The 19,838-nt window shown below is 60.4% G+C and carries 32 protein-coding genes and 1 tRNA gene; 7 read left to right on the top strand and 26 right to left on the bottom strand.

Annotated elements, in window-relative coordinates; genetic code table 11:
* Positions 1 to 2: 2 nt before the first annotated feature.
* The 4 genes from ACIOAU_RS15980 to ACIOAU_RS15965 all read right to left on the bottom strand — a co-directional run bounded on the left by ACIOAU_RS15980 (position 3) and on the right by ACIOAU_RS15965 (position 3,161).
* Entirely contained in the window at positions 3 to 770 is a 768-nt protein-coding gene (locus ACIOAU_RS15980; RefSeq protein ID WP_150568821.1) for an SDR family oxidoreductase, read from the bottom strand.
* A gap of 23 nt (positions 771 to 793) precedes the next feature.
* A complete protein-coding gene (locus ACIOAU_RS15975; RefSeq protein ID WP_259072905.1) occupies positions 794 to 1,861 on the bottom strand; it encodes a phosphotransferase family protein in 1,068 nt (355 codons plus the stop codon).
* Positions 1,862 to 2,078: 217 nt separating this feature from the next.
* Positions 2,079 to 2,396 (bottom strand): SCP2 sterol-binding domain-containing protein, encoded by a 318-nt coding sequence (locus tag ACIOAU_RS15970; RefSeq protein WP_101320731.1) that lies wholly within the window; start codon positions 2,394 to 2,396, stop codon positions 2,079 to 2,081.
* 54 nt (positions 2,397 to 2,450) lie between these two features.
* Positions 2,451 to 3,161: a histidine phosphatase family protein gene (locus tag ACIOAU_RS15965; RefSeq protein ID WP_259072910.1), complete on the bottom strand. Its 711-nt coding sequence runs from the start codon at positions 3,159 to 3,161 to the stop codon at positions 2,451 to 2,453.
* A gap of 197 nt (positions 3,162 to 3,358) precedes the next feature.
* On the opposite strand from ACIOAU_RS15965, the gene sohB reads away from it, so the two are divergent.
* Both sohB and ACIOAU_RS15955 read left to right on the top strand, forming a co-directional pair.
* On the top strand, positions 3,359 to 4,378 hold the full coding sequence (gene sohB / locus ACIOAU_RS15960) for a protease SohB (RefSeq protein WP_101323058.1): 1,020 nt from the start codon (positions 3,359 to 3,361) through the stop codon (positions 4,376 to 4,378).
* 153 nt (positions 4,379 to 4,531) lie between these two features.
* Positions 4,532 to 4,605: transfer RNA gene (locus ACIOAU_RS15955), tRNA-Cys, on the top strand.
* A gap of 101 nt (positions 4,606 to 4,706) precedes the next feature.
* On the opposite strand, the gene ACIOAU_RS15950 is transcribed toward ACIOAU_RS15955, so the two are convergent.
* The 8 genes from ACIOAU_RS15950 to ACIOAU_RS15915 form a co-directional block, all read right to left on the bottom strand.
* On the bottom strand, positions 4,707 to 5,771 hold the full coding sequence (locus tag ACIOAU_RS15950; RefSeq protein ID WP_220633970.1) for an integrase: 1,065 nt from the start codon (positions 5,769 to 5,771) through the stop codon (positions 4,707 to 4,709).
* A 3-nt stretch (positions 5,772 to 5,774) separates the two neighbouring features.
* Positions 5,775 to 6,011, bottom strand: coding sequence for a DUF4224 domain-containing protein (locus ACIOAU_RS15945; RefSeq protein WP_220633969.1), 237 nt, complete (start codon positions 6,009 to 6,011; stop codon positions 5,775 to 5,777).
* Positions 6,012 to 6,050: 39 nt separating this feature from the next.
* Positions 6,051 to 6,554 (bottom strand): hypothetical protein, encoded by a 504-nt coding sequence (locus tag ACIOAU_RS15940; protein WP_401183202.1) that lies wholly within the window; start codon positions 6,552 to 6,554, stop codon positions 6,051 to 6,053.
* 268 nt (positions 6,555 to 6,822) lie between these two features.
* Complete coding sequence (locus tag ACIOAU_RS15935; RefSeq protein ID WP_401183199.1) at positions 6,823 to 7,014, bottom strand: hypothetical protein; 192 nt, start codon at positions 7,012 to 7,014, stop codon at positions 6,823 to 6,825.
* Positions 7,015 to 7,057: 43 nt separating this feature from the next.
* Positions 7,058 to 7,393 (bottom strand): hypothetical protein, encoded by a 336-nt coding sequence (locus ACIOAU_RS15930; RefSeq protein ID WP_401183197.1) that lies wholly within the window; start codon positions 7,391 to 7,393, stop codon positions 7,058 to 7,060.
* A gap of 94 nt (positions 7,394 to 7,487) precedes the next feature.
* Positions 7,488 to 7,811, bottom strand: coding sequence for a hypothetical protein (locus ACIOAU_RS15925; protein ID WP_401183194.1), 324 nt, complete (start codon positions 7,809 to 7,811; stop codon positions 7,488 to 7,490).
* Complete coding sequence (locus ACIOAU_RS15920) at positions 7,808 to 8,059, bottom strand: hypothetical protein (protein WP_401183191.1); 252 nt, start codon at positions 8,057 to 8,059, stop codon at positions 7,808 to 7,810. The genes ACIOAU_RS15925 and ACIOAU_RS15920 overlap by 4 nt, the downstream gene beginning before the upstream one ends.
* The gene (locus tag ACIOAU_RS15915) at positions 8,056 to 8,586 is read right to left on the bottom strand and encodes a hypothetical protein (RefSeq protein ID WP_401183188.1); all 531 of its coding nucleotides are present in this window, start codon (positions 8,584 to 8,586) and stop codon (positions 8,056 to 8,058) included. The genes ACIOAU_RS15920 and ACIOAU_RS15915 overlap by 4 nt, the downstream gene beginning before the upstream one ends.
* A 178-nt stretch (positions 8,587 to 8,764) precedes the next feature.
* On the opposite strand from ACIOAU_RS15915, the gene ACIOAU_RS15910 reads away from it, so the two are divergent.
* Entirely contained in the window at positions 8,765 to 9,064 is a 300-nt protein-coding gene (locus ACIOAU_RS15910; RefSeq protein WP_401183185.1) for a hypothetical protein, read from the top strand.
* A 39-nt stretch (positions 9,065 to 9,103) separates the two neighbouring features.
* Here the strand turns inward: ACIOAU_RS15910 and ACIOAU_RS15905 are convergent, their stop codons facing one another.
* Positions 9,104 to 9,550, bottom strand: a complete 447-nt coding sequence (locus ACIOAU_RS15905) for a hypothetical protein (protein ID WP_220633962.1) — start codon at positions 9,548 to 9,550, stop codon at positions 9,104 to 9,106.
* Positions 9,551 to 9,703: 153 nt separating this feature from the next.
* On the bottom strand, positions 9,704 to 10,627 hold the full coding sequence (locus ACIOAU_RS15900) for a DNA cytosine methyltransferase (RefSeq protein WP_401183182.1): 924 nt from the start codon (positions 10,625 to 10,627) through the stop codon (positions 9,704 to 9,706).
* 64 nt (positions 10,628 to 10,691) lie between these two features.
* Here ACIOAU_RS15900 and ACIOAU_RS15895 point away from each other — a divergent pair, with 64 nt between their 5' ends.
* The 3 genes from ACIOAU_RS15895 (at position 10,692) to ACIOAU_RS15885 (ending at position 12,103) form a co-directional block, all read left to right on the top strand.
* Entirely contained in the window at positions 10,692 to 11,330 is a 639-nt protein-coding gene (locus ACIOAU_RS15895) for a hypothetical protein (protein ID WP_401183179.1), read from the top strand.
* 241 nt (positions 11,331 to 11,571) lie between these two features.
* Positions 11,572 to 11,832 (top strand): hypothetical protein, encoded by a 261-nt coding sequence (locus ACIOAU_RS15890; protein ID WP_401183176.1) that lies wholly within the window; start codon positions 11,572 to 11,574, stop codon positions 11,830 to 11,832.
* Positions 11,833 to 11,914: 82 nt separating this feature from the next.
* Entirely contained in the window at positions 11,915 to 12,103 is a 189-nt protein-coding gene (locus ACIOAU_RS15885) for a hypothetical protein (RefSeq protein ID WP_401183174.1), read from the top strand.
* Here the strand turns inward: ACIOAU_RS15885 and ACIOAU_RS15880 are convergent.
* Entirely contained in the window at positions 12,097 to 12,615 is a 519-nt protein-coding gene (locus ACIOAU_RS15880; protein WP_401183172.1) for a hypothetical protein, read from the bottom strand. The two genes, ACIOAU_RS15885 and ACIOAU_RS15880, sit on opposite strands and share 7 nt — an antisense overlap.
* A gap of 120 nt (positions 12,616 to 12,735) precedes the next feature.
* Here ACIOAU_RS15880 and ACIOAU_RS15875 point away from each other — a divergent pair, with 120 nt between their 5' ends.
* The gene (locus ACIOAU_RS15875) at positions 12,736 to 12,969 is read left to right on the top strand and encodes a PLDc N-terminal domain-containing protein (RefSeq protein WP_401183169.1); all 234 of its coding nucleotides are present in this window, start codon (positions 12,736 to 12,738) and stop codon (positions 12,967 to 12,969) included.
* A 242-nt stretch (positions 12,970 to 13,211) separates the two neighbouring features.
* Here ACIOAU_RS15875 and ACIOAU_RS15870 read toward each other — a convergent pair whose 3' ends face one another.
* From ACIOAU_RS15870 to ACIOAU_RS15820, 11 genes are all read right to left on the bottom strand, one after another.
* Positions 13,212 to 13,736, bottom strand: coding sequence for a single-stranded DNA-binding protein (locus tag ACIOAU_RS15870; protein WP_312391697.1), 525 nt, complete (start codon positions 13,734 to 13,736; stop codon positions 13,212 to 13,214).
* Complete coding sequence (locus tag ACIOAU_RS15865) at positions 13,733 to 14,500, bottom strand: YqaJ viral recombinase family protein (RefSeq protein WP_312391696.1); 768 nt, start codon at positions 14,498 to 14,500, stop codon at positions 13,733 to 13,735. Before ACIOAU_RS15865 ends, ACIOAU_RS15870 begins: the two co-directional genes overlap by 4 nt.
* Positions 14,497 to 15,312 carry an ERF family protein gene (locus ACIOAU_RS15860; protein WP_312391695.1) on the bottom strand — a complete coding sequence of 272 codons (816 nt, stop codon included), beginning with the start codon at positions 15,310 to 15,312 and terminating at the stop codon, positions 14,497 to 14,499. Before ACIOAU_RS15860 ends, ACIOAU_RS15865 begins: the two co-directional genes overlap by 4 nt.
* A gap of 8 nt (positions 15,313 to 15,320) precedes the next feature.
* Complete coding sequence (locus ACIOAU_RS15855; RefSeq protein WP_401183164.1) at positions 15,321 to 16,445, bottom strand: hypothetical protein; 1,125 nt, start codon at positions 16,443 to 16,445, stop codon at positions 15,321 to 15,323.
* Between the two features lie 285 nt (positions 16,446 to 16,730).
* On the bottom strand, positions 16,731 to 16,913 hold the full coding sequence (locus ACIOAU_RS15850) for a hypothetical protein (protein ID WP_401183161.1): 183 nt from the start codon (positions 16,911 to 16,913) through the stop codon (positions 16,731 to 16,733).
* Positions 16,910 to 17,131 carry a hypothetical protein gene (locus tag ACIOAU_RS15845; RefSeq protein WP_401183159.1) on the bottom strand — a complete coding sequence of 74 codons (222 nt, stop codon included), beginning with the start codon at positions 17,129 to 17,131 and terminating at the stop codon, positions 16,910 to 16,912. The genes ACIOAU_RS15850 and ACIOAU_RS15845 overlap by 4 nt, the downstream gene beginning before the upstream one ends.
* Complete coding sequence (locus tag ACIOAU_RS15840) at positions 17,128 to 17,322, bottom strand: hypothetical protein (RefSeq protein WP_401183157.1); 195 nt, start codon at positions 17,320 to 17,322, stop codon at positions 17,128 to 17,130. Before ACIOAU_RS15840 ends, ACIOAU_RS15845 begins: the two co-directional genes overlap by 4 nt.
* Positions 17,319 to 17,735 (bottom strand): hypothetical protein, encoded by a 417-nt coding sequence (locus ACIOAU_RS15835; protein ID WP_401183154.1) that lies wholly within the window; start codon positions 17,733 to 17,735, stop codon positions 17,319 to 17,321. Before ACIOAU_RS15835 ends, ACIOAU_RS15840 begins: the two co-directional genes overlap by 4 nt.
* Before the next feature lie 639 nt (positions 17,736 to 18,374).
* Positions 18,375 to 18,629 (bottom strand): hypothetical protein, encoded by a 255-nt coding sequence (locus ACIOAU_RS15830; protein WP_401183151.1) that lies wholly within the window; start codon positions 18,627 to 18,629, stop codon positions 18,375 to 18,377.
* A gap of 128 nt (positions 18,630 to 18,757) precedes the next feature.
* A complete protein-coding gene (locus tag ACIOAU_RS15825; RefSeq protein ID WP_401183148.1) occupies positions 18,758 to 18,997 on the bottom strand; it encodes a hypothetical protein in 240 nt (79 codons plus the stop codon).
* A gap of 89 nt (positions 18,998 to 19,086) precedes the next feature.
* Positions 19,087 to 19,308: a hypothetical protein gene (locus ACIOAU_RS15820; protein WP_401183145.1), complete on the bottom strand. Its 222-nt coding sequence runs from the start codon at positions 19,306 to 19,308 to the stop codon at positions 19,087 to 19,089.
* Between the last annotated feature and the right edge of the window lie 530 nt (positions 19,309 to 19,838).

The raw sequence follows: 19,838 nt of genomic DNA, 5'->3' as shown, positions 1-19,838 counted from the left end.
GCTCAGGACAGGAAACCACCGTCGACATTGAGCAGGGTGCCGGTGGTGTAACTCGAGGCGTCGCTCGCCAGGTACAACACTGCGCCGGCCATCTCGCTGGGCGCCGCCACACGCTTGAGCGGTATCTGCTGCAGGGCGACGTTGAGGATGGCGTCATTCTTGACCAGTGCCGAGGCGAACTTGGTATCGGTCAGGCCTGGCAGCAAGGCGTTGCAGCGGATGCCGAACTGCGCGCACTCCTTGGCGAACACCTTGGTCATGTTGATCACCGCGGCCTTGGTCACCGAGTAGATGCCCTGGAACAGCCCCGGGGACACGCCGTTGATCGAGGCCACGTTGATGATGCTGCCACCACCGTGCTCACGCATCAGTTTGCCGGCCTCTACCGACATGAAGAAGTAACCGCGAATGTTGACGTCGACGGTTTTCTGAAAGGCGCCTGGGTCGGTGTCCAGCACGTTGCAGAACTGCGGGTTGGTGGCCGCGTTGTTGACCAGGATGTCGAGCCTGCCGAACTGCTCGCGAATGCCGGCAAACACCTGTTGGATTTGTTCCAGCTCACCGATATGGCAGGCCACTGCAGTTGCTTTGCCGCCGGCTGCGATGATCGCGTCGGCGACCTGCTGACAGCCGTCCAGCTTGCGGCTGGAGACAATCACATGCGCGCCTTGCTGCGCCAGCAAGTGGGCGATGGCTTCGCCGATGCCGCGGCTGGCGCCGGAGACGAAGGCAATCTTGCCGTCGAGGTCGAACAGTTGCGTCTTGGCCATGCTGTGTCCCTTGTTGTGTGTGGTCAAAGTGCGGACTTGCCGATCACTTGCAGCGCCATCTGCTCAAGCAGGCGGTTCATGTGAATGAACTGCGCGAAGCGTTTGTCCTGCGTCTGGCCGTAGTGGAAGCGGTAATAGATCTGCTGGACGATCCCTGCGAGGCGGAACAGTCCATAACAATAGTAGAAGTCGAAGTTGTCGATGCGGATGCCGGCGCGCTCGGCGTAGTAGGCAACGAACTGCGCCCGGCTGAGCATGCCCGGAGCGTTGCTTGGCTGGCGCCGCATCAGTTGCATGGGGGCGGGGTCGTCGGCCTCGATCCAGTAAGCCAGGCTGTTGCCCAGGTCCATCAACGGGTCACCGAGGGTGGTCATCTCCCAGTCCAGAACGCCGATGATCTGCATCGGGTTGGCTGCGTCGAGGATGACGTTGTCGAAGCGGTAGTCGTTGTGCACGATGGCTGAGCGCGGGTGGTCGGCTGGCATCTTTGCCCGCAGCCAGTCCATGACCTGCTGCCAGCGCGGTGCATCCGGGGTGGCGGCCTGCTCATAGCGGCTGATCCAGCCCTCGATCTGGCGCTGCACGTAACCCTCGGGTTTGCCCAGGTCAGCCAGGCCGCAGGCGCGGTAATCCACTTGATGCAATTGCACCAAACGGTCGATGAAGCTTTTGCACAGGGCTTCGGTGCGCTGGGCATCGAGGCCCAGCTCCAGCGGGATGTCCGAGCGCAGGATGATCCCTTCGACCCGGTCCATCAGGTAGAACTCGCTGCCGATCAGGCTTTCGTCGGTGCAGTGCAGGTACGCCTTGGGGCAGTAAGGAAAGCCGCTGTTGAGCTGATTGAGGATACGAAACTCACGGGCCATGTCGTGCGCTGACTTGGCTTTGGCGCCAAAGGGCGGACGCCGCAACACGAACTCACGCTGTGGGTAGCTGACCAGGTAGGTCAGATTGGAGGCGCCGCCCGGGAACTGACTGATCAGCGGCATGCCTTCCAGGCCAGGCAGATGAGCTTTGAGATAGGGATCGATGACGCTGGCATCGAGTTCTTCGCCGGGGCGTACCTGGGTGGACTGGTCAGTCAGCGTCATGCGTGGTCCTTATTCTCGGTATCGAGGATTATTGGCTAATCTAATCGGCTCGCTGTAATGGAACAAGCGTGCCAGTCGCCATATAGGCAGGCGTGTTGGCGCTTGATCAGTACGCTTGATGCGCGTTACCTACACTGGGCGATGAGCGCCGTAGCAGGCAAAAAAAAACCGAAGCCGGTGCCGGCTTCGGTTTCTTTCAGACAGTCGTCGTTGCCACTCAGGCAGGGAACAGCTCGCTGAGTTTCATCGACAGCATCATGTCGCCTTCAACGCGCAGCTTGCCGCCCATGAACGCTTGCATGCCATCGGTTTCGCCGCTGACGATGCCTTTGAGGGTCTCGCTGTCCAGCACCAGGGTGCAGTTGGCGTCTGGGTTTTCACCTTCCTGGATGTCGCAGGTGCCGTCTTTGACGACCAGCGCGTACTGCTTGTCTTCGTCGGTGATGTTGAAGCCGAACACCAGGTCCAGGCCTTCAGCAGCAGCGGGATTGAATTTGGCTTTCATCGCTTCGACGGCTTTAGCTACATCGCTCATGGTGTATTCCTTGTTAAGTGAAATTCGCGTCCGCAGGGACACAACAGGCCGGGCTCACCTATAGGTGATGAGCTCCGGCGCCTTCAACAGCTGCACATGGGCCTGACAGTTGAAGGAAGCCAGTGCCACGTCATGGCCGCGAAACTTCAGCTGGCTGAACGACGTGTTGATAATCTGCCAGTTCAGCGCAAACGCCTGGCTGGGGGTGATGCCGGTAGTCAGGTGGAGCAGGGCGGCGATGCTGCCGCCCGAGGTGAAAACAGCCACGTTGTCGCCGCTGTCGGCGGCGTCCAACACCCGCTGCAGGGCACTGCGCAGGCGGCCGGTAAAAGCCTCCCAGCTCTCCAGCCCATCGGCCGGATGCTGGCCGTCGTGCCAGCGCTGCACCATCAAGGCAAACAGGCGCTGAAACTCGCTGCGGTTTTGCGCAGCGTTGCTGAGCACATGCAGCGCCCGCGGCTCCTCTGGCAGCAGCGCCGGCAGCAGTGTGCGAATCACCCCGTCGGCGTCGAATTCATTGAAGCCGGCATCGGTCTCCAGCGCCGGCACCGCGCAGCCCAGGGTGCTCATGGCTTCGAGCGCGAGCAGGGCGGTGTCCTGTTGCCGGCGCAGGTCGCCGGCGATACAACGATCCAGGCGCAAGCCGAGGTTGGCCAGATGGCTGCCCAAAGCCTGGCTCTGACGCACGCCGACCGGCGACAGTACGTCGTAGTCGGTGGCACCAAACGAGGCTTGGCCATGTCGGATCAGGTAGAGGTTGCCCACATCGATATCCGGCCGAGTGAAGTTGCTGGGAGGTTAGGATGCGCCAGAGTGGCTGTCAACGAAAAAACATACAAGCGTTTGAAAAGCTTGTTTGAAAGATGTTGCCAGCGTTTTCGCCTGCTGGCAGTGCCCCGTACGCCCCGGTATGCTGGCAGCAGTTTCGCACCGTGCAGGTGCTGATTTATAAAGGAGTCAACGTGGAGTTTCTTGCAGAATACGCAAGCTTTCTCGCCAAAACCGCCACCCTGGTGATTGCTTTTCTGGTGGTGCTTTCGGCTATTGCCGGCCTGCGCGGCAAAGGCCGCGGCAAGCCCGGCGGGCAGTTGCAGGTCACCCGTCTCAACGACTTCTACAAGGCGCTGCGTGAGCGGCTCGAGGCGGGCCTGTTCGACAAGGCTCAACTCAAGGCCCTGCGCAAGCAGCAGGCCAAGGCCGACAAGCAGCAGAAGAAAGCCAAGGGCGAGGACAAGGCGAGGGTCTTCGTTCTTGATTTCGATGGTGACATCAAAGCCTCTGCCACCGAAAGTCTGCGTAATGAAATTACCGCGCTGCTGACCCTCGCCACCCCGCGTGATGAAGTCGTGCTGCGGCTCGAAAGCGGCGGTGGGCTGGTGCACAGTTATGGCCTGGCCTCGTCGCAACTGGCGCGCATCCGTCAGGCCGGTATCCCACTCACCGTGTGCATCGACAAGGTTGCTGCCAGCGGCGGTTACATGATGGCCTGCATCGGCGACAAGATCGTCAGCGCACCGTTTGCCATCCTTGGCTCGATCGGCGTGGTCGCTCAGTTGCCAAACGTCAATCGCCTGCTCAAAAAGCACGACATCGATTTTGAAGTGCTGACCGCCGGTGAGTACAAACGCACGCTGACCGTATTTGGCGAGAACACCGAGAAGGGCCGCGAGAAGTTCCAGGAAGACCTCGACGTCACCCATCAGCTGTTCAAGGACTTTGTTGGTCGTTATCGCCCGCAGCTGCATATGGACGAGGTGGCCACCGGCGAGGTCTGGCTGGGTGTTGCGGCGCTGAACATGCAGCTGGTTGATGAGCTGCGCACCAGCGACGAATACCTCAGCGACCGCGCCCGTGAAGCCAACCTTTACCACCTGCGGTTTGCCGAACGCAAAAGCTTGCAGGAGCGCATTGGTGTGGCCGCCAGCGGCGCGGTTGAGAACACCTTGGTGGGGCTGTGGAGCAAGCTCGGCCGCCTACGCTAACACCTTGAACCCCTTGAAGATTTTTTCTGAGATTGGGGTTGCAAGGCCAAGCGAATGCAGACATAATGGCGTCCATTGAAGCGCAGCAAGCTTGAAAAAGCGCTGAAGTTTCAAGGAGATAGCAGGGCGCAAGCCGCTAGATCCAACCTTTGAGGCCGAGTAGCAAAGTGGTTATGCTCCGGATTGCAAATCCGTCTACGCCGGTTCGATTCCGACCTCGGCCTCCATATTTGAAAGCCCCGCAGATTAACGTCTGCGGGGTTTTTCTTTGTGGTTTGGAAAAGCCCATCGTTTCCGCATCATCAGGCATCGTTTCCGCATCAGCAGGTTACTTGGTCGGGCTGACCACCTCGCCGACACGGCGATAGACCCGCTTGGTGATCTCCTCTTTCGAGTGTCCCAGCAGCCTGCTGGCTTGACCGAGGTCCTCGATCTCCGATGCAGCTTTCGGGCGGATGTCGCGGAACTGGAACTGACGAACCTTCCCCGCCAGATCGGTGTTGCCGTCGGCGGTGAGCTTCCTCGCCGCTTTGTCCCTGGCTTCGCTAAAGCGGTTCCTCAGCATCTCCCAGCTCATGCGCAGGCCTGAGTCGTTGGTGATGAGGCGAGAGTTGCGCACACCCTGCAGCTTGCGCCGCTCCAGCAGGGCATCAATGAATCGGCCCAGGCCAGTCAGCTCGCCATTCAGGTGCCGCCTGATGCGCAGCTTCTTCTCGGTTTTGTTCTGGTCCACCCACAAGAAGTCCTCGTCCAGGTCGACGGTGCTGAACTTCAGCGTGTCAGCAGGGCGCTGGCCAGCCAGGTATGCAAGGTCCATGGCGTCTTTCAACCCTTGGTCACCCTCGGCGTACACCGCGTCCCATATCTCGTCGGCCGCGTAGAAGTCTCGCACCTTCTCCTTGTTCCGGCGAACCGCCAAACACGGGTTGCGCTCGGCGAATCCCCACTCCATCGCCATCGTGAATACGTGAGAGAGCAGGGCGATCTCCCGGTTTGCCCGGGTCTTTGCTGAGCGTGCATCGCGGTATTGAGCAATGACCGGTGGAGTGATTGCCTCAATCGGGGCGTCCGCGAATGCCTTGCGCAAGCGCTCCAGTTCGTACTTGTTGTCTTTCTGAGTGCGCGGCGACTTACCTGGGATGATGTCCCGGTCGTAGCGGTCGAACAATTCACCCATCTTCGCCATCACCTTCGGTGCTGCCTTGTGCTCAAGGCGCGCCCATTCCAGCTTGGCCTCAGCGAGGTCAGTCCCCAGCGGCACCTCCTGCCGCTTCCCGTCTGCATCCCTCCCGTCGTAGTAGTAGCCAACCCAAAGTTTTCCGCTTTTCAGTTTCCGGACCCGCCGCAACATCCGTGGCGGCAGATCCTTGTTCGTTGCCTTCCTGCTGCGCATCCTTTACCCCACGCGCGATAAGTCCAGAGTCCAGGTTTCGGTTGTTGTGTTCGTGGCATTCGGCTTCACGCCTGCCATTTTCATCCGGAAATACATCCGGCCGATTATCGGCCGCCGGGCCCGGGTGAGCGTGTATTGCCAGCCGTTGTTCGCAAGCCAGGCGATCTGCTTGCTTGGGATTTGGTAACCGGTGAGGCGCGCCACTTCCTCCTCGTCGAGGATCTCGCTGGTGTGTTCCATGGGATGGTCTCCACGCCGCCGGTGGCGGCAGGTTGGTGGTCAGGCCGTGGCTTTTTCGATAGCTTCGGAGAGCCGGACCTGGGTCCCGTTGCCATTGCCTGCTGGCTTGATTCGCTCGATAACCGCCAGGGCTTCTCTTGCGGCGGTGAGCAGAGCATCACGTTGGTCGCGCGCTTGTTCGAGCTCGAGCAATAGGTGTTCCTGCTGCTCGCCTTCAGCCCGGCCGATGTCCCAGAACCGCTGGCCCCAGTGACCCTCAGGAGGCGGATTGTTGTCCTGCTTGCCGCCGGCCAATGCGCCGACAATCACGTCGCATACACCGCGCTTGTATTCGTTGTCGCCGTCGAGGCTCAACCCGCCGCGCCGCCGTAGTGTATTCACGACCTCATCAACCTCGAGGCTGCTGTCCTTCAGGACAATGTCCAGCTCCGGATTGCCGGGTGTGTAGATCACTAGTGCCAGCTTGGCGCCTGGGTTCAGGTTTTCGCTGATCATGACCAGCGCATCGTTGGCGACTTGGTGGAATCGGTTGGTTGCGGACATAAGGAATCCTCGCCCGCGCATGTCGGCGGGCACGCATGGTTAAATAGGGGTTCAATAGGAGGGGCTATATGGCCAAGGAAACTAGAAAGCCGTGGGGCTATGCAGCAGTCACCCTGATACCAACTGGTGCCGGGTTCGCTTTCAGTGGGCTGATGACAGAGCAGCCTGCATTCATCTATAGCGGCCTTGGCATGGCCATACCTGGTGTACTGCTGGCCGTGACGCACTTCTGGTCGGCACGTCGGCGGGCTTGAGTAGTAGGGAGGGGTTAGGCTTTGTACTGCTGGCGGATGCGTCGGGCGATGTCGCGCAGTTGGAAGTCCATTTCGAACATTTCGTTGTTGTCCCGGCGCGATACGACGGGCGACCTGGTGACGTTGCGACCCGCAAGTATCCAGGCGGCCAGCAAGATCAGTCCGGACTCGAGCTGGCGACGGAGCCAGCCTTTGCGCGGGATCATCGCGGCCCCCTTGCGATCAGGTAGGCCATGTAGGCGAGGGCGATCATGGCTTCCACCTCTTGCCCACGCGATACACCATCATCATGTTGTGATGGAGTGGCACTTTGAGGACGTGGTCGAAGAAATCGCCCTTTCCAGAGATAAATCCGGTAGGCACCTTGGTTCCTCCGGCGCCGAACTCACGCCAGCACTCTTCGCCGCCGTTCTTTTCCCAGTAGGCGCGCTCGCGCTTTGGAATCTCATCGTAGGTTTTTTCGAACACGGAGATATCCGGGATATCGCAGATCCGGCGCCATGCGGGATGACGCTTGCACCAGTCGGCGGCATGCTGAGAGGCTTGATCTACAGAGTAGAATTCCTTAGTGCTTTGTTCGGTCACGGCATCACCTCCTCTGGCGGATGAACCGGGCTTGGCAAGCGCAGTGAGCCGTCGCCGGATGGGCAGGTGCAGGTCTTCGCTTCGACCAGGCCGGTCATGCTCGCCTCCGCTCTGGGTTGCCGTAGATGTCGTACTCAGGCCGCGCCGGCGGGTGCGCCTCTGCCGTCAGCGCTTGGTCTATGGCCGCGCGCAAGTTCTCGTTGTAGTTCTCACCGAGCACGCGCCGGTTTGGCTTGCCCATGTAGTGGCCAATGACCTCGATACCGATGCTGTAATCGCCGTCCATGCCGTTTGAATGGCTTTCGAAGCTGACATCCCAGCAGCACGACTCCAGTGCGCTGAGTCGGTCCCGGTCACGCCGCAGCTCGGCCAGCTCGTCGCTGGAGACGATGGTGAAACTGGTCTTCTTCTTGCTCACAGCTCATACCTCTCATCAATCCAGCGCCCAGGCGCCAGTGCGGGTGTAGGTCCTGAATCTTTTTCGTGCGGGGAGAGCTGGCGCTCGTTGCCGGCCTGCAGCTGGCTGTCGGGGATGCAGCTGATGGCGACCCCGTTGAGCAGGTAGCAGGTGACGCCGCGCTGGCTGTCGTGCTGCACATCGATGACGTTCTCGGTTGCGCTGGCGCCGGTGGCCAGCAGCAGGAGGCAGAGGGCGAGGCGGGTCATTCGCTCACCTCATCAGCATCAGGCGCCCGGGCGACGCCGATCTCGATCAGGATTTCGCTGATCACCCCGCGCCCTTGCTCTTCCAGGAAGACGAAGTGCGTGTCATCGCCCATGTTGTAGTTCTCGAAGACGCCCAGCGCAGCGGACCATTGGGCTTCGCTAAGCTCCACTTCGTAAGGCCCAGTCTCGAAGACGTAGCCGCTGCGTAGCTGATCGATCAATTCATCCCGGGCCGCCAGTTCGGCCTGCAGCTCGGCGACTTGGCCTGGCTCGCACTCGTCGCTTTGGTCGTCGATCAGCTTGAGGCCCACCATTTCGTCGTCGCGCCAACCACCGTAATCGTGGTCGTACCGCTCGCAGCAGAAGCCTTCGTCGCCGTCGCGGGTCGGGATCGTGTAGCTGTCGAAAGGACCGCCATAGGTCGGCACCATCCCGCCATCGGGATGCTCGATCCACATGAAGAACTTGCGGCCGGTGATCGGGCATTCGTCCGGGCACCATCGTGCGGCCGTTTGTGCGCTGGGCATACGGATTCCTTGGCCGCCATATCGCGGCAATAAGTTGTACAAGTTATTTATTCGGTATAAGAAAAGTTGCCGGTTGTCAGACGCAGTCCGCATATCGGCCATTAAAGGTTGTCTGTCGTCGTTGGTTAGATAAAGTTGCTGAGGGAACAACCATTAAAGCGAGTCGAAGGAGGGCGACATGAGGATTCGAGGGAATGTATTTTGGACTTGGGCTGATCCGAACCTCCATCATCGAGTGCACGATGAAATACTCGATGACGGGACGGTCATTGACGTCCAGGTGCGCTTGTCGCGTACCGGTAATACGCAATTGTTTGTTGGCGTGTACGCGGCTTCTGGCATGCCAATCTACGAAGAGGCATACGAATCAAGGCCCCACGAGTCGATGACTAGGGCCCTTGTCTGGGGAGTCGGCCGAGCCCGTCAGATAGCCGTGAACGGTGCACCGACTGCCAGGGTCAGCGCTGCAGCGCGATAGTGGTCTGGATTGCAGGGCTGTTCGGGGAGAGCGGGTCGATCAGGTATTCAATGATTGGCTTGCTTCCTCCAGCTCTGCGGCCGCGCGCTGGCGCCAATCCGGGCCATGCTTCAAGTAAATGCCGAGCAGCCAGTGAATCACCACGGCCTGCTCATCTTCGGACTTGTGGGCGATCGAATGGCCCATAACCCGCAGCGCCTTGGCGATGAAGTGGCAGGTGAAGTTCGGGCGGCCTAGGATCTCGCGGAGATCATCAGTCAGCTCTGGCGCTACCTGGTGCTGCTCGGCCGGCTTGGCTGCCAGCAATCCATCTATCAAATCCAAGAGCTCTGGAGTGCCTTGACCAAGGCCCTCGGCATTGCGCCCAACCACGCCGTCGAAGTCTCGAGCGATTGGATACAGGACGCCATCACGAGCGGATTCGATCCATTCGCGGACCCTCGCTAATTGCTCACGCGGGACGATGACCATCTGGTTATTGCTCATGCTCGATTCTCCGATTGATACCTTGCCTGTCGCTTCTTCGAGCAGGCCTTGTGGTTGCCGTGGGCGCGGTGAGGCCGCACACGTCGCATACGTTTGAAAGCGTGAACTGGGGCATGCCGACTCGGGGCCGGGAGTAGGAGCGGGGGATGGGCTTCATGCGGCCTCCATCAATGCTTCAATCACTCTCTGGCCGGCCAGTGGCGGCACCGCGTTACCGGCCATGTGCATGGTCAATCGGTGGTTATCCGGGCGCAGGGTTTCAGCCGGGAACGACATTGCTGCCAGGGCCTCGCTGGCGCTGAGCATCCGCATGCGGTCGCCGTCGACCAGGGCCCATCGATCCAAAGTGGTAATGGTGCCGATCGGCCGGTTGATGTCGCGCCCGGTGGTGCCAGAGCCTTTGCCGTAGTAGGGCATGATGAATCGGTCGCCGAAGCGCTGGCGGCCGTTGCGTACCCGGTCGAGCGTGGCCTGGGCCCGGCCGGGCTTGTCGATGGTCGACCAGCGGCCAGCGTCGAAGTCGAGGAAGCTAGCGGCCGGCACGTGCCGCTCGCGGGGCAGCTGCAACATCAGTGGCGCCTTGCTGCGCGTCAGCACCATGAACAGGCGCACCCGGTGCTGTGGCACGCCGAGGTCGGCGCAGTCCACGATGTGCGGCGCACACTGATAGCCCATCGCTTGGATGGCCTGCAGCCAAGCAGGGTAGAGGAGCCAGTCGGTGAACTCCGGCACGTTCTCGATCACTGCCGCCTGTGGCCGGTGGAATTCAAGAGCCGATACCGGCGCCCAGGCCGTGGACCGCGATGCGTCATGCTCAGGGTTGCCCGACTTCTTGCCGCGGGCCTTGGCGTGGCCCTGGCAGCATGGCGAGGCCAACAGGATGTCGTGCGCCGGAACCTGCTCCCAGCGCGCCTGGTGCAGGTCTTGGCAAACGTGCTGCGTGTCGGGGTGGTTGGCGCTGTGCCATTCAACGGCTACCGGCCAGTGGTTTGCCGCCCAGAGAACCTGGACGCCTGCGGCGCGCGCGCCGGTGCTCCATCCACCGAGGCCGGCGAACAGATCGATTGCTGTGGTCATGCGATACCATCCGTAATAGCATAATGCCGCATTGGGGCTGCGGCCTTTTCTTAGGAGCGAGAGTTTGGAGACGTTAGAACTCAAAATCGAAGCGTTTCGATTGAAGGAGAGTGGCCTATTGCATGATGTACATCCCGCAAGCTCGAAAGATTCCCCTATCTATTTGAATGTAGACACGGGTATTGATTATGGAGCAATCGTTACTGCGGTGATCGGATTTGTGGTGGCGGTAATTGTCGCTCGCTTTACTGTTGGAGTGCAGCGCAATCAAATAAAGGCAAACATAAGCAATTTTCGGCACCAGTGGATGGTGGATCTCAGGGAGTGTGCGTCTGAGCTGATTCAACTCATGGCGTTGATGATCAGCACTGCTGCAAAACAAAAGGGTTATAAACCTAGCGATGAGTATGTGAAACACTACGCGAGAGCCCTACAGCTTAGGTCTAAAATTGAGTTGCTCCTTAGTAGGGATGATGATTATACAGTTACGATACGCTCTGCATGCGGCGACTTGCTAGGGAAAATAAGTAAGATCAAGGTGGATGATGAAATTGACCCCCTAATCGAAGCGATGGTTGCGTTCCAAGATCTATTGCGGAAGGAGCTTGAGAGGGCTTGGGGGCATACGAAGAATGACTTGGGCATCAACACCAAAGTATTGGGTATTAGGTATTTTAATAAGACTCATTCCCGCGATCTATGAGAGTGATGTTAGTAAGCGGGCAGCCCACGGGCCCAAGAGTGGCTGAGCGGTGCTCTCAATACGTTCTTCGGGGGGGGGCGTGGGCAGCGCTGTATTAGACTTTCCTTGGCTGCGTCATGCTTGGAGTCTCTACCCCTGCGGTAAGAGGTGCATGCGCCTCCCTCCGTGGCCGGATGCGGCATGGTGGCAATTTGGTATGAATTGGTGTTTGATCGCAGTTGTCTAGCTTGAGGCGAACAAAATGCGAACGATTGGTGTAGTTAAAGGAATGAATTTGAATCGCGGTATGGTCGCGATCTGGGTAGAGGAGCAGGGCGGCTACACCATTGTCGAAATGCTGTCATCCGACGCAGTTGAGATCGGCGACGTCTTTGATTGGCATGACGGATATTCCATGGGGTCATGCAAATACCGGAATCTGACAAAGGGCTGGGTTGCAGATGTGTTCGTCCAGAACCATGACGTCCCCCCAGCGATCCTTAGGCAACAACTTCTGGCTTGAGCTGCGCTCGTCCGTGGCAATTTGGCTTGGGATGGGGTATTACGGGTGACCGGCATGGGGCCGGCTCTGAAAGGATCTACAGATGACCGATATCAAGATGAACGACGAATGGAAGCCGAAATGCCCGCGCTGCCGTCAGATGAACTTCGTGACTGTCCTGGACAAATACATGAAAAATACTGACAAGGACATTGCGCTCGTTATTTGTGCCAATGAGGAATGTCAGACCGTTGTTGGGGCGCTTCCATACGAAGCGGTGTGGGATCAGTAATAATTTGGTTCAAGCACCTCGTCGCCCGGGTCTTGCTGAATCATCAGCATGCTCTTCCGGTCGAAGGCCAAGGCCAGGCGGGGCGAAATGCTGATTTCATGCCGCGGCGGGGTGAGAAACTTCGCCGCGTGCAGCCTGCCCAGTGCGTGGACGCCGTAAATCAGCGCCTCGATCATCTGGCTGTAGGTGGCGTCAGCCCAGCCGCAAATTGCCCGAAGGTGCTGGCCGGTTCGCTTCCTGGCTGACAGCCGCAGCGGCTCGGTCCGCGCCACATTGCGGCTACCTTCGATTTCGTGGCGCGCGATCCTGAACAGAGCGTGATGCCCAAGCGCTTCGATGTGATGAATCATCAGTGTCATTGCCTCGCCCTGTTCCTCAATTCCGGCCCACTCCATCAGCTCCAGCAGGGCCTGCTTAGTCCCTGGTCGAACCTTTAGGCGAAGGTCTTCTTCCTGCAGCTTGGCTGCCTTGGCGCGGCGTTTCTCGTCCCGCACTTGCTGTGTCATAGCCATACGGCAACTCCTTCAAACCTCTCCACGTCCTGCTCTGGGTGCTGTCGTCTGACGCTCCGATCTTTTGAACCCTGTATCCGGCACGCTGCCAACCCTTTATCAAACGAGGAGGAAGCAGTCATGTCAGATCCTGTCAGCTATTTCTGGATTGCCGTTGCGGTGATCGTCATTTTGGTAGACCTGTGGGCCATCGTGAGTGTTTTCCGAAGCGACAAGTCCGATGTCGTCAAGGTAGCCTGGTTCTTGGGTATCGTGGTTTTCCCCGTAGTCGGGCTGGTTGTATGGGGGATCGCCGGACCACGTGGCATCAAGCCTGGTGCAGGGCCTACATCCCCAGAGCACAGCAAAGGTTGAAGCTTCTTTGGGTTCTGAAATAAGTCCGCTGGACGGCAGGTGGAACTGTTCTTGCCGGCGGCGCCGGCGCGCCAGCTCGTCGGTGACCTCGACCAGCTGCTGGGTGAGGTTCTCGATGGTGGTGGCGCCGCGCACACGCTCGGCACTACTCCACTGGCAGCTGCGGTTGAACAGGAGCTGCAGGTTCTGCTCCAGCTCCCTTCGGCGCTGGATCAGCTCAAGGATGGTTGCGAGCGGCATGGCTATGCACCTGCGAGGTGGTGGAGCGGGGAGAACGGGATATCGTCGTCGAAGTTATCTGGCGGCGCGGCCTGCTGGCTCTGCTGTCCGTAGTTGTCATTCTGGTTGTAGCTGTGCTGCTGACGCTGTTGCCGCTGCTGTTGCGGCGGTCGCTGCTGTTGCTGCTGGCTGCCGCCCTGGTTGTCCGGCCGGCCCCCCAGCAGCTGCATGGTGCCGTTGATATCGACATGTACCTCGGTGCTGTACCGCTTGATGCCGTCCTTCTCCCATTCGCGAGTCTTGAGCTTGCCCTCGATGTAGCACTGCGAACCTTTGCGCAGGTACTCGCCGGCGATCTCAGCGACTTTGCCGAACAGCACGACGCGGTGCCACTCAGTGCGCTCGACCTTCTGACCGGACTGCTTATCGGTCCACTGCTCGCTGGTGGCCAGACTCAGGTTGGTGACCGCGTTGCCGTTCGGCAGGTAGCGGACGTCTGGGTCCTGGCCGCAGGTGCCGACCAGAATTACTTTGTTCACGCCTCTCATGCTGCTTTGCTCCTCAGCTGTTGCTCGAAGCCGTCGACCAATAGCTTGAATTCCCACAGGTCCTGCTCAAGCTGTTCGATGTAGTCGTCATCGCGCTTGAACTCACGCCACCAGAGCTGGCGGCCTACCGGCTTGAGCAGGGGGCAGTACATCCCGATGTGCCACCACTTCCGGCCGGTGATCCACATGCAGCCCTGCACCTGGTCGATGACATCACTGGCGTCATTGTCGATGTGGAAGGCGCGTAGCTTGTCCGGCGCCAGGAAGCACTTGTACTCGCTGCCGCCGTCCTCACCGATCAATCCGTCAGCACTGGCGCCAAATGCCCCGTCGTCTGTTTTAACCAGGCCAACCTGCGTGACGATGAGCCCTGTCTGGATTTCGTGCTCCATCCGCGCCTCCGGCTCGAGTTCATGCCCGCGGCGCATCTGCCAGGTCTCGAACCCTCCATCGAGCGGGGCGCCGCCGATGCGCTCGACGGCCAGCTCGAAGGCGTAGGTGAGGGCGGCATTCGATGGCTCGCCCACCTTTTCGCCTTCCAGCGCCCTTTGAACAACCTCCGCCTTCGGCCCGGCCTTGTATCCGGCAAGATCGCGCGCCTTGGCTTCACTGTGCCCGGCCAGGATGGCGTCGACGTATGTGCGTTGCTGCGCGGTCAGCCCGTTCACTTTGGAGCGGGCGGTGCTGAACATGCTGGCGGTGATGACACCAGCACGGGCCTGCAGCCACTCGGGCGAGCCCTGAGTGCAATTGACGATGATCATTGGCTTGCTCCTGCTTGTGGGGCTGCGCTGAGCTGTGAGCCGCGAGCGCTAACCGCTACCTTCAAGGCCTCGTAGAGCTCGTCGGCCGTTTTCTTGTCAGTGGCCTTTAGGTCCTGGGCGAACTTGACGCCTGCCTGCCAGACCGCGGTGAGCGAGTCTTTGGAGTCAGCGGCGTAGGCCTTAGGAATCCACTCATTCATAAGCTCCCCGAGGCTTTGGGGGTGCTCACTGCCGCCGTTCCCGTCGTTGTCTTCGTTCGTCAGCACGACGTTAAAGATCATCATGGTCAGGTAGCGCCGGGCGTAGCTGTAGGTTGACCCATTGGCGTGCACGCCGGTCTTGTTGACACTGCCCTTGATGCCGGTGGAGTCGATTGGCAGGTCTACGTGGTAGCGCTTCGTGTGCCCGGCCTCGTGCATGCAGTCGCAGACGGTGCGGATGTGCCCGGCCAGCGGGCTTTCGTCGGTACCGAACGAGAGGGAAAAGCCGTGCATCGTGTAGGTCGGGGCGATCTTCTTGTCGATCGACTCAAGGGCTGCGTAGGAACTGTTGGTCTGGCTGTTGTACTTGTCGCGGAACACCGGCCCGATATCGGACTGGGCGCGCACCATCGCGGCGTTGAATGCGGCGGCGGCAGACCGGTCGGTATACCGCTCGTACATCGCCATCATGGCCTGCATTTTCTCGGTGTCGAACGAGGGATCGGTCGCGGCGCGCTGCACCATGGTAAGCATGGCGGTGGCTTCGGGGGTAGCCGCAGCTGCGGCAATTTGGCGAGACTCGCGGTGCTCGGCGATTGCTGTGGCGCTCATGGCATACCTCAGTAGGAAATGGTGATGTTCGGGATCTTGCGCTGGGCGATCAGCTTGACCGCCATCTTGGCGCATGACTCAGGCATGCCCTCTGCCATGAAGGCTTCAAGGGCGGCGCGATTTATGCTGCGGCGGTGTGCCTCGTCACGCTCGCGGGCTTCCTGCTGCCGGAGGGTCTCGGCGGCAGCGGCATCAGCGCGGCGCCGCTCTTCCTGGCGCGCTTGCTCGGCAGCTTCTTCCTGCCGGCGGGCGGCAGCCTGGCGCTCCTGCTCCATCCGCTGCTCGGCGGCAACGCGGTCGGCCTCGGCCTGAATGCGAGCGCGGTCGGCTTGTTCGGCCTGCAACTTGAGCTGGAGGCGCTGATTCTCGGCTTCGTGTTCTTGTGCGGCAGCCTGGTCAATCAGCTCCTGCTCGCGGCGGGCTGCGGCTTCGCGCTCGGCCTGCTGCGCCTGGGCCACGCGCTGGCGCTCAGCCTCGACGGCGGCCTCTTGTGCTGCCCGGATGCGATCTTGCTCGGCGCGCTCTTCCTCTGCGCGGCGCAGGCGGGCCAGTTCGGCTTGCTCTGCTTCGAATGTCTCCCGCTTGGTCAAAGCGGCGCGCAGCGCGGACAGCACTTTGTCCTTCACGGCTCCGGCCTCAGCCTCGAATTCCTCCCAGTGGGCACCGAGCTGCATGCCTTCGGCTTCAGCAATAAGGCCTTTGAGTTGCAGGGAGTTCAGCTCTCCCAGATCGTCGGCCAAAGTCTTCAGCCAGTTCAGGCGGTCGTTGTGGCGGTCGATCCGGGCATCCTCAGCGGCCTCCCACTCGGTGAGTGGCCGGCGCGTTTCATCCCGCAGCGTGTCCATCTTGGTCACGAACTCGCGCAGCTCGGTCTCGACCACCTTCGGCATTTCCTTCAGGCGACGCAGGTAGTCGCGTCCCGGCTTTTCGACAGCGGTCTTGGACTTGCTGACCTTCGCGGCCAGGCTGGCGATGCGCTCGCGACCCTTGCGGGTTTTCAGGTCGGGTACTTCGCCCAGGACTTCACCCTTCACCAGGTCGATGAATTGCTGCAGGCCGCCGGCCACGTAGATGGCCGGGGCGTTCGCTTCGCTGATCTCTTCGATCGCGATCAGTTTCTGTTCTGCGGACATTGGAAAACCTCGCGCCAGGCCGGCGCCGTCAGTTGAAATAGGGGATGCCAGGTCACCCGGGCATGAGGTAAGACCCAGGCCCTGGCTGCGGTGGATGGTTGCGCGCTCTCGCCGCTTACGCTCCCGAAGGGGTACGGTTATCCGGAAGGCCCGCCGTGCGCCGGGTGTGAATTCAGGAAGTGATGCTGCCCGCCAGTGCGCTGGCCAGCATGAATACGGTGCAGGTGAAGAGGGCAGAGAAGGAGCCGCGCCAGAGGATCAGGCGGCGGGCGCGCTGGTGGTTGGTCATTTCAGATCCCTCCAGCCCAATACGCCGTTGATGTAGATCCCGTCATGCGTTGACCACCGTTCTTCGAAACTATGAAACCGGCACTTCCACCGGATGCGCTGCCCGTTATCAAGCTGGCGCAGCACCTGAACGACTCTTGAGTCGCCAGGGCTGCCTGTCTTCCATCCGACCAGTTTCATGCCCGCACCTCATACCCAACCGTCCACTCGCCGCAGAGGCAAGCACGGCAGGACCAGGCTAGTGGGTTTTCGATGCTGGCCAGTTCAGCTTGGCGCACCGCTGCGGCAAAGGTCGGCCCCTTGAACAGCATCAGCACCCGGTCGGCCGGCATGGCCTGAGCTTCGGGCAGCTCAGCAACCTGCTCGTCGATGAGCGTCATCACGATTGGTGTAGTCACGCGACCTCCTTGCGCCCATCAACAATCTTGTTGAGGCGCCCGCAGTAGTGGTTGAACTCTTCGATGGTGATGCGCCCGTCATACAGCATTGCCGTCAGCTGATGAGAGATGATCATCGAGTAGCTGGTAGGCGTGCTGGGATGGGACATGGCATCCAGTTGCTGGTCGATCAGGACATGAGGGCTTCTCACTGCGCCTCCTCGGCCTGGGCCAGAACTCCCTCTTTGGCGAAGGGGGTGAGCAGCTGGCGAGCGATCTCTTCCAGCGCCGACTCAGGGTCGGCCACGCTCAGGATCTCGTCGGCTGCCGCTGCTGCATCGCTGGTGACCTTGCAGCGCGCCGCCAGAACCAGACGGCCCATCACCGAATTGCTGATCCCCGATAGGCCGAGCTGGCCCATCGCGAACTCATCCACCGCCTGAGCGAAGCGCTCGAACGTCACCCCTTGCTGCTGGCGAAGACGGCGCTGGAAAAGCACGTCACGCCGCGCCATCAGCTCAGCGATGCCGTCGTCGATCCACAGACGCTCAGCCTCGCTTTCATCACTCACCGCCGGCGGGAGGCGGTTGTCGTACTCAAACTGTGCTGCTCGAAGTGCGCCCATGGTCGCCTCCAGGTGGTGGGTTACTCGGTGGGTGGGAATTCCCATGGACCGCATGAGGCAGGCGCCAGCGCAGGTGACCAACCTGAGCCGTGAAGCTCGCGGGCGCCTGTCTAATGCGGTCGTATGTGAAGGGAAGGGGATGCGGGGTGCATCGGGAGCCACTCTCCGGGGCAAACCGGGTGTCGGGACGCCTCACCAAAGGGCGAGACGCTACCCGCGCTCACAATTCGCGGCGATCAACTCGCGTTCAGAGTGGCTTCCGATGAACCCCGCTAAAGGAGCATCGGGCCTGCTTTTGGCTCACTGCAGGCTGGTGATTGAGAGCCCCTGCTACCAACAGCGGATGCCTCACTCGAAGCTTGCAACATCGAGCGCTTCCCGTTGCTGATACCCGCCGGGATTAGGGTTGGAGAACAGGCCGCCTATGGCGGGGCGACCTCACTGATCAGCTCAGTGCGTTCTGGCTACATCGGGGTGTGAACTGGCAGGAGCCAATCCCTGCATCGACCGGTGTTCGTTCCTCCCGATCTCGCTGGATAGAAGCTGTGCTGCTTGGCGGCAGGATTCAGTTCACACTCCGATGCAGCCTGCGATGGGGAGCAGGGCATCGGGCCGTCTTTCCGGCTGTCGGGGAATCAGTCAGCCAATGGCTGGCCGAGCGAGGAAGTCATTCAGGGCCTGCTGCATGGCGTCCTCACCATCCAAGAAACGGATCGCCCAAGGCATCAGCGTCTGGACCGTGCCGTCTGCCATCTCGACGATGGCTACGCTGTAGTTGCCCGGGCCGTTCTCAAACTCTTCGTACTCGACGCCCCAACCGTGGAACTTGCCTTCAGCGGCATCCTCGGTACCGATCTGGTGGCCAAGGCTGCTGCGCTTGGCCGTCATCGTCATTACAGGTCGCATCGTCTTGCCCTCCAGGGCGGTTGATTTCCCAGCAGCCACTCGTGGGAATGGCTGCGAGTGAAATCGCAGGCACAAAAAAGCCCGAAGAAATCGGGCTGTGCATTCAACGCTGAGCTTTATCGCCTGCTGCTGGGGATATCCAGGTAACTGACAAAAACGTACCTTCCGTCACCCATGGCGAAATAAAGCCAGCCTGCCTTGAGGCCTGGATCATCGTCTGAGGTGCGCACCTCGTTCCAGCAGAAGCCTGGTACGACCTCAGTGCCGCGATGCTCTTCAACAATCCGCACAATCTGCCACTGGCCAAACTCGCCAGCCGTGGCGATCATGCGCTCCATGAATTCGCTGGCTTCCACGCTTACCTCCTACCTGTTTTCGATGCGCGCAGTATTGCATGCTCGATTCCCAATACCGCCTCGTCGAAGCGGCATCAGTGAATCGCCGGTCATGCAGCGCGAGCCAGTTCCATCTGTGCCAGAAGCTCAGTTACAGCCTCGGCCGGGGTGCAGCCATCGGCGTAGAAGTCATGCAGATCGCTTTCTCCTCGCGAGCCCAGGCCAACCTGGTGGCCAAGCAGCTCGGAAGCCTTGTCGATCCAGCGGTAGTAGGCGCGCTCTTCAGCGTCGATGCGGCATTCATCAGCCGCCATGGTTGCCATGTTGAACATCGTGAATCCCTCCGGTTGATTTCCCGGATGCCACTCGCTGAATGGCACCTGGTGAAATCCCGGCCTCGCTACTGGCGACAGGCCGGGGTACTGCGTCAGCGGTGATCCCTCTACGCTAGGGTGGCGCCGCGTATGCCGCTGCTGATTGCAGCTCTGCGGTTCGTCGTGGTTGCGGGCTTCGAGCTTCCTCCTCGCAGCGTCAAACAGCATCTGTCCGCCACGGATCACAGGTCCTTACAACATGCACGCTACAGCTCTGAATGCCCTGGCTGAGTGGGGCAGGGTGCATGAGGTCCGGCAGTCCCAGCCGAAGCTATCGGGCCCGCTAATTCAGTTCGGTATATCTCCCTTCTACCGCTGGGATTCGCGGGGCGCATTGCATGCCCGGGTCATTCTCTCGGTTTAGGCGTTTCACCTTCGTCAGCCGTACAGGGTGGTCCCTGTCGTGGGCAGCCTTTCGGGGCTGTCTGATCGCCGGTCGCCGGTAGAGGCAATGCGGTCTGTTGGTGTTTCGTTTGTTTCGCAGGTTG

The organism is Pseudomonas sp. NPDC088322 (assembly GCF_044740745.1).
In the GTDB taxonomy this organism is placed as follows: domain Bacteria; phylum Pseudomonadota; class Gammaproteobacteria; order Pseudomonadales; family Pseudomonadaceae; genus Aquipseudomonas; species Aquipseudomonas shirazensis.
Note: the sequence above shows the minus strand (reverse complement) of the source record. Positions and strands in the feature narration are given on the sequence as shown.